The following is a 15,360-nucleotide window of genomic DNA, read 5'->3' on the forward strand; positions in this document are numbered from 1 at the left end:
GGCCTCCATGGCGCGTTTTATTATGCTTGGAATATATATGCAAATGTAATATAATCAAAGGTGATCAATTCAATCAAATTGGATGAACATCTCTTGAAGTATGGGATAATGCTGAACCCGTATGCAGTCTATCTCCCTGTGCGATTTGGCTGAAAATAAAACATAAGGTGAGAAACAATGATTAGTTATCGTACGTTGAATGAGTATCTGGGTGATATCGAGCTGCCGCTCACCATCGAGGAGATACTGGATTATGAACATGGACTGGACGGCAGTGATTTTGAGTTTGTGGACAGTGCCGGCCGTTTTCTGAAAGCATATGGAAGTTACAATACCTACCGTCATCAGAATGCCCACTGTATCGGCACATGTCTGACCAACCTGACACGTGTGGGCATCTATTTTCTGCTGGATAAGGAACTTGTTACAGTGAGCACCTCCAATCTGAGGCCGGTCGATGAAGATTCGGAATGGGAGATTACGCATTATCCGTTCAGGGAAATGACGGAGCTGGATATGCAGCGGATCGGGTATACAAACGAAGCCGACCATGAAGCGGGTACGCTGTACATCAAACTCCTCGATGATAAGGGGAACGAGAGGACGTATGTGCTCCGCAATCTCAATCCGGAGCACTTCCAGTGCTTCAGGGACTTCCACCAGAGAAGCATCGACGAAAAGCACGTCTGACTGTGTGTCTGCGCGTCTTCCTTTTGGAAGGCGCTTTTTTTATTGAGGTACAGGACAGGGTGAAAAATGGTATATTATAACTGATATTGATATTACATTGACGGGGGCGGGTGTCATGGAGGAAAAACTTTTTACATATGAAGAATTCCAGTCTCTGATCGATTCTTCATATGACGGGATCCATATCACTGATGCTCAGGGTGTGACGCTTTTCTACAATAAGGCCTGTGAAGAGATTGAAGGGATTGAAAAGGCGGATATCATCGGCAGGAATGTCCAGGAGTTCGTGGATTCGGGTGTCTATCCGGAATCCATCACACTCGAGGCGATTGCACAGGGCGAACGGGTGAACATGTTCCAGAATATCAATGATAAGCTGGTCATGGCGAGCGCCACACCTTTTTTCAGCGGCGACAGGATGAAGGGGATCATCGTCAATTCACGGGATATTACTTCATTGAATGCTCTGCAGACTGAACTTGAACATGCAAAGCATGTCAATGAGAGTTATCATCTTGAGCTCGAACAGTTGAAATATAAGGAAATGGACAGCGATCTGGTTGCAAGGGATCCTGCCATGGAAAAGATCATCAAGCTGGTGCTGCGTGTTGCCGCGGTCAAATCTTCGGTGCTGATACAGGGTGAATCTGGTGCGGGGAAGGGGATAATAGCGCATCTCATCCATAAATACGGCAGGGAGTCAGAACAGCCGTTCATGAAAATCGACTGCGGTGCCATCACGGAGTCCCTGCTTGAAACCGAACTTTTCGGCTATGAGAAAGGGGCGTTCATGGGGGCTGCTGAAGCGGGAAAGCGGGGGCTGCTTGAACTGGCGGACGGGGGCACTCTGTTCCTCGATGAAATTGGGGAGATATCCTTTTCGATGCAGAGTAAACTGCTCAGTGTCATCAATGACCGGGAAATCACGCGTGTCGGCGGGACCGGGAAGGTGCCGATCGATGTGAGGATCATTGCCGCCACCAATAAAAATCTTGAAAAAATGGTCAGGGAGAAAGAGTTCCGCGAAGACCTGTACTACCGGCTGAATGTGGTGCCGATCCGGGTTCCGCCGCTCCGTGAGCGGAAGGATGACATCTATCCGCTGATCATGCAGAATCTGGAGAATGTCAATGGGAAATATGGCCTGGACGTGGGAATCGATCCGAAAGCGGTCGATATACTTGTCGATTATCACTGGCCCGGTAATGTGAGGGAGCTTGAAAACATGGTTGAACGGCTCGCAGTCACAGCCACGGATGATGTGATAGACTTCGAACACATACCGTTTGAAGTTAAGCATGCCCGTCTGGAGAGCCTGGCATTTCTGAATACAGACAATGCCTGTTCCTTGAACGACATCATGGCAGGTTTTGAGAAGCAGGTCCTGCTGAATGCGCTGGATGAGGCGGGGAATGTCGCTGCAATGGCGAAGGCTTTGCAGATCGACCCGACTACCGTGAGACGGAAACTGCACAGGTACAACATAGATTTCGGGAGATGAAAGAGGTGGCGGATGCAGTTGCATCCGCCACCTCCCTGTCAGAACAGAAGATGCATGAATATTGCCGCGAGCGGCATTGCAATCAGTGTTCTCATTATGAAGATGACCACCAGTTCCCACAATTTGAGCGGCAGTCCCGTGGACAGCATCACTGCTCCGGTTTCAGCGAAAAAGATGATCTGGACCATGGATACCACGGTGACGAAATATCTTGCTCCCGGGTCAAGTGTTCCGACCATCTCTGCAATATAGAGCACCGGCAGGAACATTTCCGCGATACCAAGCGTGAGTGAAGGTGCAATGATTGCAGCATCCGGAACCTGGAGCAGCTGCATGACGGGCGCGATGATGGCACCGATGAACTCGAAGGTCGGAGTGTACTCTGCCAGTATCAGGAATGAAACCCCGATGGCGAAAAGCATCGACATCACTTTTGGAAGCACGACAAGGCCTTCCTTAAGGCTGCCCCTGATCTCTTTGAAAAAGTCGTTTGCGTCGGCAGCCTGGTTGATGGCCGAGCTGAAGGCGATGCCGAGCGTGGCCCTGGTGTAGGACTCGGATTCCCTGTCCGCCTCCTTTTGCGCAGTGCCATCAATGTATTCATTTCGTTTCAATGAAAGCGGCGGGATGCGGATCATGATGAAGGCGATGATGAATGCAATCAGGAACGAGGAGAAGTATACTTTCGAGAAGTGCTCCATCAGTCCTGCTGTATCGATGACCACTGCTGCAAATCCGATGCTGACCGCACTGAAGCTTGTGGTGATTACCGCCGCTTCTTTTTTCGTGTAGTATCTCATTTTATATAATCTGGTCGTGAAGAGGACTGCCACGGATGACGAAGTCAAAAAGGATGTGATGGCGTCGACGGCGCTTTTCCCCGGCACTTTGAACAGTGGACGCATGATCGGCTGGAGCAATTTGCCCACAAGGTCGATTGAACCGTAGTTCACAAAGAACGGGATGAATATGGCACCAAGCGGGATGACCCACATGACCGCAAGCGCGATGCCCGACATCAGCTCCCCGGTATCCGGTCCGACAATCGCCTCCGGACCGTTGAATGACGGAACGGAGACATGCAGCGTGTAGAGAGTCGAATATAATGCACCGAGGAAATAGATTGGGACATACAGTATCGAATCCCCCTGATAGAAACTGTGGAGCCTGCTGCCCTCCCTCGCGATGAACTTCCCTGCGATGCTCAGCAGCGCATTGACCAGGATGAGCAGATTGATTATCCAGACACCCGCAATACCGAAGAGTTCAATCAGGGAATTGTAAATATAGCCAAAAAGGATTTCAGTACTTCCGTTGATCTGGATTGGTATGAAGAAAATCAGTACGGCGATGCTTGTGAAGAATATGAAACGGCTTAATCCTATAAGATAGCGTCGTCTGCTGAGTGATACGGCTCTTTTTCCGACCTGTTCATTCATGGATTCTTCCCCCTTGTCACGATTCTTATTATTCGTTATTTTCAGAAATCTATACCCCTACCGCAATTATGCATAGTAGAGGGTTATTTTACAACCCTTTTATTACAAATAAAATAAAATAATATGAAATTTTAAAAGTGCAAATTTGCATCAAAATAATTCATTGAATTTAATAAAACAGCTTTATATCAACTATAATTGATTATAAATGCATTTATGCACTTAAATGCGATATTGCATCATAAACTTTTAATTTTATTTTTATAATATATATATTGAAATTATTTTGGGTTCTGGTATTGTCATATCAGGATGGGCATGATACGTTATATCTGAAAACGGAATTAAGAATAATCAGATAAATATCTGGAAGACAAAGTATCCGGGAGGAATCTATATGGTAAAGCCTGATGAAAAACAGTTTTTGAACCTGCCCTTCACAGGAATCAGCACATTCGGAAAGTATCCAATCTGTGATGATATTGGGAAATTGAATGAATTGAATGCGGATGTTGCGGTAATCGGCGTGCCGAACGATATGGGGACGCAGTGGAAATCGGGTGCCCGCATGGGCCCGAGGGCTGTGCGCGAGGGGTCGACTCTGTACAGCTTTGGACTGGAAGGGGCATACGACATAGAGAATGACATCACGTATCTCGGCCCCGACTGGAAAGTGCTGGACTGCGGAGACGTGGATATTGTCCATGGGGATATCATGCAGAGCCATGACAATACTGAAGAGACGGTGAGAAGAATCGTGTCGAAAGGGGTCATGCCGGTCATCATCGGCGGCGACCATTCAATCACTGCGCCGGTCGGCAAAGGGCTTGAGGCACTCGGGCCGTTCCATGTCATCCAGATAGATGCCCACCTGGACTGGGCGGATCACCGTTCAGGTATGCGCTACGGACATGGAAACTGCATCAGGCGCCTGTCCGAACTCGATCATGTCCAGGAGATATTCCAGTTCGGCATCAGGGGCATCAGCAGCAGCAAGAAAGAGGATGTCGACGCGGCAAGGGAGTACGGCAGTACGATCCTGTCACCGAAAAAGATGAGGGAGAGAGGTGTAGAGGGACTGCTCGACCTTATTCCCCGGGGTGAGAAGTACTACATCACGATCGACATTGATGGCATCGACCCGTCTGTTGCACCGGGGACGGGAACACCGTCACCGGGCGGTCTCTTGTATGATGAGGTGAATGAGTTGCTGAAGGCGATTGCACAGCATGGGGAAGTCATCGGATTCGACCTTGTTGAAGTTGCGCCGCAGTACGATCCGACGGGGATGACCGGACAGACGGCAGCCCGCATCATGCTGGATCTCCTAAGCTATGTGCTGAAAGAAAAGGAATTGGACGTTGCAAAGGGACTGGAACATTACCAGAACCAGTCATGATGCTGCATCGGAATCACGCAAATGTAAAAAACGCATGGCCGGGCTGAATCGTCAGCACGGCCATGCGTTTTCTGGTATATCACTTCAGCGACAGTATCTCCCGGATATCCTCTTCGGACAGGGCGGCGCCGGCGGATTCACCCGGCTGTATGATCTGGTCGATCATTTCCCTTTTCTGCTGCTGCAGCGTATTGATCTTCTCTTCGATGGTGCCTTTGGCGATGAGCCGCAGCACCTGGACGGATTTTTTCTGTCCCATCCTGTGGGCGCGGCCGACGGCCTGCTCTTCGACGGCCGGGTTCCACCACAGGTCATACAGTATGACTGTGTCGGCGCCTGTCAGGTTCAGACCGGTGCCGCCGGCTTTGAGTGAGATGAGGAAGATGTCTTCATCGCCTGAGTTGAATGATTCGACGAGGCGGACGCGTTCCTGTGACGGGGTGCTGCCGTCGAGGAAATAGGCGTCCCTGCCGTTTGCCCGGAGCTCTTCGCGGATGATCTTCAGCATGCTCGGGAACTGGGAGAATATGAGCATGCGCTGTTTGTTGAGAAGGGCGGTTTCGACGATTTCAAACAACGCCTCCATCTTGCCGGATGAGCCGTCATACCCGTCGATGAAAAGCGACGGATGGCAGCACAGCTGGCGCAGACGGGTCAGCCCTGCGAGTATTTTCATGCGTCCTTTGTTGAGCCCCTCCCCGGCCAGTGCATCGGCGGTCTCTATTTGGATCTTGTCCAGGTAGGCGAGGTACAGTTTCTTCTGCTCCTGCCTGAGCTCTGTGTAGTGGACGGTTTCGATCTTGTCCGGCAGTTCCGTCAGCACGTCCTCCTTGACCCGACGCATGATGAAGGGACGGACCATCCTTGAGATCGTCTCCGGCGGCGTTGCACGGAAGGCCTTCAGATCCGGCAGGAAGCCGGGCATGATGGCCTGGAACACGCTCCATAGTTCATCGACGGAATTTTCAACCGGTGTGCCGGACAGGGCGAACCGCCTGGGAGCTGAAATCGACCGGACAGCCTGTGCGATTTTCGTCCGGTAGTTTTTGATCGCCTGTGCCTCATCCAGTATCATCGCATGGAATGTCATCTGGTAGTGTTCCAGATCCTGGCGCAGCGTATGGTATGAAGTGATATAGACATCGGGCCGGTCATCACTTTCGAGTATCGCTTCCCGCTCGCCGGCACTGCCGGCCACGACGGTGACCTCGGCATTTGGAGCGAATGTGTCGAACTCGTTCTTCCAGTTGTAGATGAGGGAGGCCGGTGTCACGATGATGAACGGTTTTTCGGCGCCCTCCTCCATCTCGCTCATCACATAGGCGATTGCCTGCAGTGTCTTGCCGAGTCCCATATCATCAGCCAGGACACCGCCGATACCGTAACGGGATAAGGATTTGAGCCATTTGAAACCGGTCTCCTGATAGGTCCTGAGATCTGCATTCAGTTTTTCCGGAATCCGGGTGTCTCCTGTCTCCGGTTCCTTGACGGAAGAGACGAATTCGCGGAAGCTGCTGCTGAAATCGCTCTGCCCCGCGTCCAGGTCCATGAGCGCCCCCTCGACCTCGAGGCCGCGGTAGAGCGGCAGGGTCATGGAGCCGTCCGAGCTGCTGTAAGCACTGGTTTCGAATGATTCATGGAGGCTGGCAACATCACTCAGCGCTGAATCATCAAGCGGCATGAACGAACCGTTCGGGAGACGGACAAAGCGCCGTTTCTCCCGGACGGCTTTCAATACATCCGGAATCTCCTCCGGATTGATGCCGTCCATCGTGAAATCGATTTCCAGGAAATCATTTGATTCATTTGCATCGACAGAAACGGATGCCCTCGGTGGATCGGGGAGGACCATGCCCCGGAGTGACGGGGCCATATAGATCTCTGCAAGGTCCCCGAGGTCCGGCAGCGTGTCGTGCAGGAAATGGAACAGCCCGTCCTCCGTTGTGATATGGAGTGCCCCGTCCCACTGCTGCATGAAGGTGCTTTTCAGTATGTCCATGAAGTACTGTTCTTGCGGATGATCCCGGATCAGTATCTGTTCGCGGCTTCCATCGTCAGCCTGCTCATCGAGCGGGTTGATCGACACATCGCCGTACTGGTACCGGACGCCGATATCGACGGACGTATCCGACTGGTCGACGAACACTCTGATCGTGAGCGGCGTCTCTATCACCTGGTCTGAGATTTCCCCTTCGAGCGACACCTCGCCCAGCTGTCTGATGGCCGGCAGGGCACGGCTGATGAAATCACCGACCTGGTCTTCTGAAATGGTGATGCCGAAACGGTCGATCCTGCCTTTGGTGTTCTGGAGCATCGGTATCATTGCCTGCTGCTCTTTTGAGAGTTTATACAGTATGCCGTCCTCCGAGTACCAGCCGTACCGATGATAGAATTCACCGTCGGTGACGCCGTGCGTTTTCAGGCGGTATTCGTCACTGTCCGGCTGCTCCAGGGAGAATGATACAGGTGCCGGTGAATCCGACACTTCGAGTTTCCTGTAGGTGGCGCAGCCGTCATCATACTTGCAGTTTTGGTGTTTAAGGAGTGCGAGCAGATTGTCCAGCGCATAGTGCGGGATGGTGAGTTCCTTGGATTTCGGTCTCGGCATCCAGCTGCTGCTCCTTGTGTAGAATGCCTCGGTATTGTGGATGTCGATCAGACTGTTCAGCACTTCCATGTCCCATTCACTGAATGTGTGATATTCCGGGTGGAAGGTGAAATGTTTGCCGAATTCCACAGGTGTGCCTGTCCCCGCAGCCTCCAGGAACTCCCGGATGTCCTTGACGACATACAGCCGGTCTTCGCCGACCCTGAGCCGGATGTTGAAGACCTCGCGGCCCCCGTATGCGGAAGTGTCCTTCAATGACGCGAGTGTGTACTCGATGTGAAGCGGGTCTTTATCGTACTGAGGTGTTGGGTCGCCGCCGAGGATATCGATGAGTTCCTCCGCTTTTTTGAAGCGGGGGTTGTTCGAAGAGCGGTTGTTGAAAAAGCTGCGGGCAGGCGGGCGGGACTTTTCCATCTCCTGCCGGTGTCTGATGGCGAGGAGTGTTGCACAGATGTGCTTGCACTGGCCGTATGTCGGGTAGGCGGGACAGTCACAGAAGTCGGAAATCCCGTCTTCATGCAGGATGACCCGTGTGTTGTACGTCCGGCTGCCGGCAACTTTCGCCCGCCATATGTTCTTCTCCGGCACATACGTAACATCCTTCACGCTGCCTGCTTCAAAGTAGCGTTGCCCTCTTTTGTAAAAATTGTCCGAATAAAGGCTTTGTATCATCTGTTCAGTCAGCTGCACCAAATACAATCACTCCAATAGTTTTATATCCCGTTTTCAACGTGATTTTTATCGCACCCTCCAGTGTATCGCATTTCGGGAGATATGCATACAGACCCGGATACAGGAAATTTCATGGTAAAATCTTCAAATCCAGTTTGAAGCGGCCGTTAAAGTGAAATAGTAAGTATAACAGTGTCCCGGACAAGGGATGCATTTAATGGAAAGGGGACAGGAAGATGCAGTTGAATGTAGCTCAGAAATTGATCAAGGAACATTTGTTGTCAGGTGAGATGACGCCCGGCGAAGAAATCGGGCTCAAGATCGACCAGACGCTGACGCAGGATGCGACCGGCACGATGGTGATGCTCGAACTCGAGGCGATGGATCTGGACAGGGTGAAGACGGAAGTTTCGGCTCAGTACGTGGACCACAACCTGATCCAGGATGACTACCGTAATCCCGACGACCACATATTCCTAAGGAGTGCCGCCCGGAAGTTCGGCGTACACTACAGCCGGCCGGGCAACGGTGTGAGCCATCCTGTGCATATGCAGGAGCTGGCCATCCCCGGCAAGACGCTGCTTGGCTCCGACAGCCATACATGTGCAAACGGATGCATGGGCATGCTTGCGATGGGCGCCGGCGGCATCGATGTCGCGATGGCGATGGCAGGCGAGGCATACCACGTGGAGATGCCGCGTGTGATGGGCGTGAAACTGACCGGTGAGCTGCCTGAGTGGGTCAGTGCCAAAGACGTGATATTGGAAATGCTCAGACGCCACAGTGTGAAAGGCGGCGTGGGCAGGATCATCGAATACTACGGCCCCGGGCTGGATAATCTGTCTGCGATGGACCGCCACGTCATTGCCAACATGGGCGCTGAACTCGGTGCAACCGCCACGGTCTTCCCGTCGGATGATGAAGTGAAGCGGTTCATGGCGCAGGAAGGCCGGGGTGATGAATGGGTTGAACTGAAAGCGGACGAAGGTGCTGAGTACGACGACCATGATGAGATCAACCTGTCCGAACTGGTGCCGCTCATTGCGAAACCGACCAGCCCGGACAATGTTGTGCCCGTCACTGAAATCGAAGGGGAACCGATCTACCAGTCATACATCGGGTCTTCGGCCAACCCCGGCTACCGCGACTTTGCGATTGCAAGTCTGATCGTCCAGGGCAGATATATCGCCAACGGCATCTCGTTCGATATCAACCCGACATCAAGACAGCTGCTGCAGCAGCTCGTCGAAAACGGACATATCGCAAATCTCCTGGGCGCGGGCGGCCGCATGCACCAGGCAGGGTGCAACGGCTGTATCGGCATGGGACAGGCACCGGCCACGGGACAGAACAGCCTGCGGACGACGCCGAGGAACTTCCCGGGCCGCTCCGGAACGAAGGAGGACAGCGTATTCCTCTGCAGCCCTGAGATTGCTGCGGCTTCGGCACTCTACGGAGTGATCACGGATCCGAGGAAGCTGGATATGGACTATCCGGAAGTGGCGGAGCCGAAACCCATCAAAACACAGGAGATGCTCGAGGCGCCGCCTGAGGACAGCAGTGGCATCGAGCTCGAGAAAGGACCGAATATCTCCGAAATCCCCGACTTCGAGCCGATTGAGGATGATTTCGAACTGCCTGTGCTCCTCAAGATGGGGGACAATATTTCAACGGATGAAATACTGGCCGGCGGCTCAAGGGTTCTGCCGTACCGCAGTAACATACAGAAAATCAGCACATTCGCCTTCGAAGGCGTCGATTCGAACTACCACAACCAGGCGATGATAAGACTGGAGCAGGGCGGACATACCGTCGTCGCCGGACACAACTACGGACAGGGATCGAGCCGTGAGCACGCGGCGCTCGCACCGCGCTACCTGGGCCTCAAGGTCGTGCTGGTCAAGAGTTTCGCCAGGATCCACCTCCAGAATCTGATCAACTTCGGCATTCTGCCGGTTACTTTCGAGAATGATGACGACTACGAACTGATCGAAGAGGGGGACACCCTCCAGTTCAATAACGTCCGGCAGGCCATCCAGGGAGATGATCCGTTTGAAGTGACGCTCAAAAAATCCGGTGATACTGTATTGGTCAGCCACAGCCTCACCCGCCGCCACAAGGACATAATGCTCGCCGGCGGCATCATCAACTGGGTCAAACAAAGACAATAGGACAGGCGAAAAACAGCCAAAGCAGATTTCTGCTTTGGCTGTTTTTATGCGTTCACGCTGTTGTGCTTGATGAGGCTGACAAGCGCGCCGATCATCTCTTCGACATCATGCTGGTCCGTGTTCAGTGCAAACTTGTCGCTCAGTGTCAGACTGAAGGCATCGATCTCGTCTTTTGAGATGTTATGCCAGATCGGCAGCAGGATGTTCTCCCCTGAACCGGCCACCCGCTGCAGTATGCCGTCCAGTTCATAGTTCGTCCAGTGGCTGTTGATGTACGATGTGGACAATACCACGATGAAAAAGCGTGAGTTCGTCAGTCCGCGGTCGATTCTCTGCCGGATGCTCTGGCCCCAGCCGATTTCATCGCTGTCATACCAGAGCCGGATGCCTTCATCCTTGAGACCTTCGGTCAGCTTTGTAACGAAATCATCCTTGTCGTCCGTGGCATGCGAGATGAACACATCGAACGGCTTCTGTTTCGAGTGGTCGATCTTCCGCTGGATCTCCGCCTCTTTGTCCGTATAGAATGATTCAATCTCATCGATATCCTCCCGCATATGCTTGTAGTGGAGTGTCATGAGACGGTCCCGCTTGTCGTTCAGCATCCTTTCCTTTTTCGCCAGGCTCTTTGAAAGATACGCCTTTTCCTCCTGCGACCTGTTCAGTTTCCGGTTCGCATTGTCAAAATCACGGATTGCACTGTTCAGTGAAGCACTCGTCTTGCTGTTGTTCAGTTTCTTCGTAGATTTCGATATATTGTTCAAAGCATCCGCTTCATTCTGCGTCTCCTTCTGCATCTTCCGCCTCAGTGAATCGATCTCACTTTCCAGACGCTTTATCTGGCTCGTCACCAATGATATAGACATCCAATCCCCTCACTTTTATATGTGTTGTGGATTCAATTATAGAATACCGAACATATGTTCGCAATGAAAAAGGACAGATCAAATTAATTTGATTGAAGTGATCATTGAAACAGGGTACTCTGGATAGTACCAGAGTATTTTCAGGAAGAGGGTTGCGGCATGGAAACTGTATATATTGCCGGCGGATGTCTGTGGGGCGTTGAGGCGTTCATCAAGACACTGCCGGGTGTAATATCGACCGAAGCGGGGCGTGCGAATGGTGCATCCAGCACTCTGGGGGGTGAATATGACGGCTATGCGGAATGTGTGAAGACAGAGTTTGATCCGTCGGTGGTCTCTATCAGGGAACTGATGGGATATCTGTTCGAAATCATCGATCCGTACAGTGTGAACCGGCAGGGTGAGGATGCCGGCGAGAAATACCGGACCGGCCTTTACAGTGAAGATGCTGGGCACTTGCGGGCGGCGGAGGCATTCATAGATGAAAGAAGCGACCGTGACCGTATCGCAGTCGAAGTGCTCCCGCTCAAGAATTATGTGAAAAGCGCAGCCGAACATCAGGACAGACTCGACAGATGTCCGGATGACTACTGCCATATCCCGGAAGCTCTGATGAAAAAGTATAAGTGAGCCCGTATGGTTTCAACTTTCACCATTTCTGCCCTGTTTTCTTGAAAAATAGGATTCCGTTTTGCATAATATATGTTATAATCAATTAGGTTGATAAATTAACCGTCCAACCTAATCTTGCCGACATAGTTTAATGGCAGAACACAGCCATGGTAAGGCTGCAATGCGAGTTCGATTCTCGCTGTCGGCTCTATATATGAAACGCTCCCGGGTCAAAGACCCGGGAGCGTTTCTGTCATTCTTTCTCCTGTTTCACTTCCGCCACTTTTATATCCTCATGGGCGACGACTTCCGAAATGTGTTTGGTTTTTGTCCGTCTGTCTTTTCTGATGATGACTTCCTCCGTGACGACTTTTTCCTTGATGACCTTAAGCCGGTCCCGAGTGATCGGTATGCGGATGACATCCTCATCATCGTCGGTGTCATCATTGTTGTAGTCCTCTAGCAGCGGCTCCGCTTCAAGCCGCCGCCGTTCAATATTCACATCGTCATATTCGACGGGGATGTCCATCTCCTCAAACTCCGAATCGGTGTATTTGCTGACGATGACCTCGCCCAGGTCCACATTTTCCTGACCCGCGGCAGGCCGTTCCTTCCGGAGCGGCTGGGTGTCCTGGGCAATATGATCTTCATCCCCATGGCCGTAAGTGCTTGCTGCATGCGGCTCCGTGCCTTTTATGGAGCGGAGCGTCTCGTCGTCATAGTCGATATAGAGCAGCATCTTGCCGTTCTCGAGCGATTTTTTGTAGACCTGCTGTTCGTAATCGCCGAGATGCAGCTCATCCATGATCTGCTCGTCTCTATCCTCGCCGGAAAACCATGCGACGACCCGGTCCCAGGCGTCGCCTTCCGACGATTTCTGCCTGATGTTGGGATAGTGGATCAGCATGTCACCGAGGTCGTATTCCGAAATGACGGCAAGGCGCTCTTCGCGCAAGTTCTTCCGTCTATAGTGATCGATCCTGTTCAGCAGCTGCTGTTCGTTTGAAAAAGACTCGATTGTGCCCATTATGTACGTCCCCCTGCTCATATGATTTATAAATATGGATGTGATTGATACGTTATTCCCATAACAACGCGCCGGTAAACGGCCCGCATAGGGAAAGATGCATTCAGCATTTCATTTCCCATCATCCGGGTTATCTGTTATCATGTATCCTTAAAATGAACGCAAATGGAATTCATGCAGCGTGGGAGACCGGGGAAGATGACCGGTCTTTTTAATTGGAGGCAAATATGAATCTGAAATTTATAATGACCCTCGGCAGCCTGCTCACAGTCTTTGCCGCCACGATCCTCGCCGACAGCTTCCTGCCGGTCGAAGCGGAGGAGCCCCGGGAGAGTGATGTCATCGTCGTCCTCGGCGGCGGTGACCAGGGCAGGGTGAAGCAGGCTGCTGAACTGTATGAGGAAGGATATGCGGATGAAGTGCTGATTACGGCGTCGGAAAAGGACGGCAGCACTTCCGGACTGAAGACTGTGGCAGAGCATTACGGCATCCCTGAAGAGGCACTGATCGTGGAAAATGACGCCACAAGTACGTATACCAATGCCGTCAGCACCATGGATTTCATGGAAGGGGAGGGCATCGATTCCGCCATGGTCGTCACCAGCGACTACCATGTGGACAGGGCGGAATTCATCTTCGATAAAGTGAACGATGCCGGTTACGACCTGAATTATATCGCCGCACCGAACCTTGAAGGCGAGAACTGGATCGAACGGGAGAACTCGCACGTCATCTGGTTCAGTGAAATGACGAAGAAGTGGGGCTACAGGATGGGTCTCTACAAGTGGATAGACCAGTAGGGAACTCGGAAAGTGAGCACTCTTCGGGCCGGTTTTGCAGATTAAAACAATTTATGGAATGTTCATGATGATGGTGTAGAATCCCCTGTCCCATCGATGATTTCTTCTTCATCGAGTTCTTTGATCTCATTTTGAATATGTGGCGTCTTGTACCAGGAATTCTGTTTTGGCCATGTAAACATGGCAAGGATCTGAATAATGAAGTCCGTTACTATGTAATACAGAAATACGCTAATATTTCGTATGAAGCGTCTGTTTTTTATTTTGGAGTAAGTTGCAAAGAGGGGTAGAAAGATAAAACTGTAGCTCAATAAAATAATATTCATTATGTTTGCAAAAATAAAATGTTTATTGATGAAATCTACAGAGGAAGTTAGAGTCGCATTTGTAAATACAGTGTAAAGTTCCCCCTCGAAGGCTAACAGCAAAGCAGACAATAACACAGCTAATGACATTAAAATGAAGTGTGTTGAGCGTGCCATGGTCATCAGAAAAAATACCTTGTCCAGATATCTGATATCCAGATGCCGGATACTTAGCCAGAGCAATGGTAGAAACTGTTTGAATGCGACGTAAAAATGCCCTTTTGCCCATCGGTGCCTCTGTTTCATTGAGACTCCCAATTTCTCGGGCTTCTCATCATATACAGCTGCGAATTCATTCCAAAGTATTCTTCCATTTTTCTTGACAATTTCTATTTCCATTTCGAGATCCTCGGTTAATGAACTGTAGTTAAACCCCCCGCTGCCAATCAAATAATCCGATCTTACGACGAAACCGGTACCTCCGATGGAATTGTTCAATTTCAGTCTGTAGCGGCTTACCTGGGAGAACCTATTATTTGTCCAGAATACCATACTGTACGCTAAACTCATGGCTTTATTGTGATTCTTACTGTCCAGGTAGGACTGTATTACCTGGGGTCTACCTTTTTCTATGAATTGCGAGTTCAGTTCTCTTAAAATTGAGTAATCTACAAAGTTGTCAGCATCCAGAATCATGACCAAGTCATAATTTTCCCGGACGTTATCAAATCCTATCTCCCTTAGCGCATATTGAAGTCCAGCCGGTTTACCTATGCCTTCTCTTGGAAATTTATCCAGGATAGTATCTATGACTTTAACATCTTCTTCAACAGCAATCTGAGTTGTTCTATCCTCAGACCTGTCTGACACTATGAAAATGTCGAATTTTCTCGGGTCATAAGCAATTTTTTTAAGTTCCTTAATAGTTGTTCGTATAACTTTTTCCTCATTATGTGCTGCAACCAATATTAAAAATCTGCTTTTATCAGGAAGTAGATTGTAATCACGTTTTGCTTTCTTGAATGCAAATAATGATAAGAGCAGGTTATATCCGTAAACTGTTATTAGATAAAAAGATAGGACGAGAAGGAATAAAATTAATGTGTCTATCAAAAAAATCAGAACATGTTCAGGCATATCCGCACCTCTTTTATAAAAGTGTTCATTTACAATAATTGTAATATTTTTAAATTATGATTACAATGGTTATTTTTTGGATTTTGTTTCAAGAGGTAATAGTTAGTATTTCATAAGAAAAGCGGCAGCCTCA

At 50.4% G+C, this 15,360-nt stretch carries 11 protein-coding genes and 1 tRNA gene; 7 read left to right on the forward strand and 5 right to left on the reverse strand.

Going from position 1 to position 15,360, the window contains the following annotated elements:
* The first annotated feature begins 177 nt into the window (after positions 1 to 177).
* Complete coding sequence (locus C792_RS0104200; protein WP_026090215.1) at positions 178 to 690, forward strand: hypothetical protein; 513 nt, start codon at positions 178 to 180, stop codon at positions 688 to 690.
* A 115-nt stretch (positions 691 to 805) separates the two neighbouring features.
* Positions 806 to 2,191, forward strand: coding sequence for a sigma-54 interaction domain-containing protein (locus C792_RS0104205; protein WP_017548199.1), 1,386 nt, complete (start codon positions 806 to 808; stop codon positions 2,189 to 2,191).
* Positions 2,192 to 2,229: 38 nt separating this feature from the next.
* Here the strand turns inward: C792_RS0104205 and C792_RS0104210 are convergent, their stop codons facing one another.
* Positions 2,230 to 3,630 (reverse strand): YjiH family protein, encoded by a 1,401-nt coding sequence (locus C792_RS0104210; protein WP_017548200.1) that lies wholly within the window; start codon positions 3,628 to 3,630, stop codon positions 2,230 to 2,232.
* Between the two features lie 397 nt (positions 3,631 to 4,027).
* Here C792_RS0104210 and speB point away from each other — a divergent pair, with 397 nt between their 5' ends.
* Complete coding sequence (gene speB / locus C792_RS0104215) at positions 4,028 to 5,029, forward strand: agmatinase (RefSeq protein ID WP_017548201.1); 1,002 nt, start codon at positions 4,028 to 4,030, stop codon at positions 5,027 to 5,029.
* Positions 5,030 to 5,108: 79 nt separating this feature from the next.
* Here the strand turns inward: speB and C792_RS0104220 are convergent, their stop codons facing one another.
* The gene (locus C792_RS0104220) at positions 5,109 to 8,327 is read right to left on the reverse strand and encodes a DEAD/DEAH box helicase (protein WP_245537518.1); all 3,219 of its coding nucleotides are present in this window, start codon (positions 8,325 to 8,327) and stop codon (positions 5,109 to 5,111) included.
* Positions 8,328 to 8,545: 218 nt separating this feature from the next.
* On the opposite strand from C792_RS0104220, the gene C792_RS0104225 reads away from it, so the two are divergent.
* Positions 8,546 to 10,480 (forward strand): aconitate hydratase, encoded by a 1,935-nt coding sequence (locus tag C792_RS0104225; protein ID WP_017548203.1) that lies wholly within the window; start codon positions 8,546 to 8,548, stop codon positions 10,478 to 10,480.
* A gap of 44 nt (positions 10,481 to 10,524) precedes the next feature.
* On the opposite strand, the gene C792_RS14630 is transcribed toward C792_RS0104225, so the two are convergent.
* Positions 10,525 to 11,346 (reverse strand): toll/interleukin-1 receptor domain-containing protein, encoded by an 822-nt coding sequence (locus C792_RS14630; protein WP_017548204.1) that lies wholly within the window; start codon positions 11,344 to 11,346, stop codon positions 10,525 to 10,527.
* A gap of 159 nt (positions 11,347 to 11,505) precedes the next feature.
* Between C792_RS14630 and C792_RS0104235 the strand changes: the two genes are divergently transcribed.
* Together C792_RS0104235 and C792_RS0104240 are read left to right on the forward strand one after the other, a co-directional pair.
* Positions 11,506 to 11,976 carry a peptide-methionine (S)-S-oxide reductase gene (locus C792_RS0104235; protein WP_017548205.1) on the forward strand — a complete coding sequence of 157 codons (471 nt, stop codon included), beginning with the start codon at positions 11,506 to 11,508 and terminating at the stop codon, positions 11,974 to 11,976.
* A gap of 119 nt (positions 11,977 to 12,095) precedes the next feature.
* A tRNA-Thr gene (locus C792_RS0104240) sits at positions 12,096 to 12,166 on the forward strand.
* Between the two features lie 45 nt (positions 12,167 to 12,211).
* On the opposite strand, the gene C792_RS0104245 is transcribed toward C792_RS0104240, so the two are convergent.
* Entirely contained in the window at positions 12,212 to 12,985 is a 774-nt protein-coding gene (locus C792_RS0104245; RefSeq protein ID WP_017548206.1) for a YsnF/AvaK domain-containing protein, read from the reverse strand.
* 227 nt (positions 12,986 to 13,212) lie between these two features.
* Here C792_RS0104245 and C792_RS0104250 point away from each other — a divergent pair, with 227 nt between their 5' ends.
* Positions 13,213 to 13,785, forward strand: a complete 573-nt coding sequence (locus C792_RS0104250) for a YdcF family protein (protein ID WP_017548207.1) — start codon at positions 13,213 to 13,215, stop codon at positions 13,783 to 13,785.
* 62 nt (positions 13,786 to 13,847) lie between these two features.
* Here the strand turns inward: C792_RS0104250 and C792_RS14265 are convergent, their stop codons facing one another.
* Positions 13,848 to 15,227, reverse strand: a complete 1,380-nt coding sequence (locus C792_RS14265; RefSeq protein WP_017548208.1) for a glycosyltransferase family 2 protein — start codon at positions 15,225 to 15,227, stop codon at positions 13,848 to 13,850.
* Between the last annotated feature and the right edge of the window lie 133 nt (positions 15,228 to 15,360).

The organism is Salinicoccus carnicancri Crm, assembly GCF_000330705.1.
GTDB classification, from domain to species: Bacteria; Bacillota; Bacilli; order Staphylococcales; family Salinicoccaceae; genus Salinicoccus; species Salinicoccus carnicancri.

Coding starts and splice junctions, on each gene's coding strand:
- C792_RS0104200 (WP_026090215.1), top strand. CDS start 178: ATGATTAGTTATCGTACGTTGAATGAGTATCTGGGTGATATCGAGCTG.
- C792_RS0104205 (WP_017548199.1), top strand. CDS start 806: ATGGAGGAAAAACTTTTTACATATGAAGAATTCCAGTCTCTGATCGAT.
- C792_RS0104210 (WP_017548200.1), bottom strand. CDS start 3,630: ATGAATGAACAGGTCGGAAAAAGAGCCGTATCACTCAGCAGACGACGC.
- speB (WP_017548201.1), top strand. CDS start 4,028: ATGGTAAAGCCTGATGAAAAACAGTTTTTGAACCTGCCCTTCACAGGA.
- C792_RS0104225 (WP_017548203.1), top strand. CDS start 8,546: ATGCAGTTGAATGTAGCTCAGAAATTGATCAAGGAACATTTGTTGTCA.
- C792_RS14630 (WP_017548204.1), bottom strand. CDS start 11,346: ATGTCTATATCATTGGTGACGAGCCAGATAAAGCGTCTGGAAAGTGAG.
- C792_RS0104235 (WP_017548205.1), top strand. CDS start 11,506: ATGGAAACTGTATATATTGCCGGCGGATGTCTGTGGGGCGTTGAGGCG.
- C792_RS0104245 (WP_017548206.1), bottom strand. CDS start 12,985: ATGGGCACAATCGAGTCTTTTTCAAACGAACAGCAGCTGCTGAACAGG.
- C792_RS0104250 (WP_017548207.1), top strand. CDS start 13,213: ATGAATCTGAAATTTATAATGACCCTCGGCAGCCTGCTCACAGTCTTT.
- C792_RS14265 (WP_017548208.1), bottom strand. CDS start 15,227: ATGCCTGAACATGTTCTGATTTTTTTGATAGACACATTAATTTTATTC.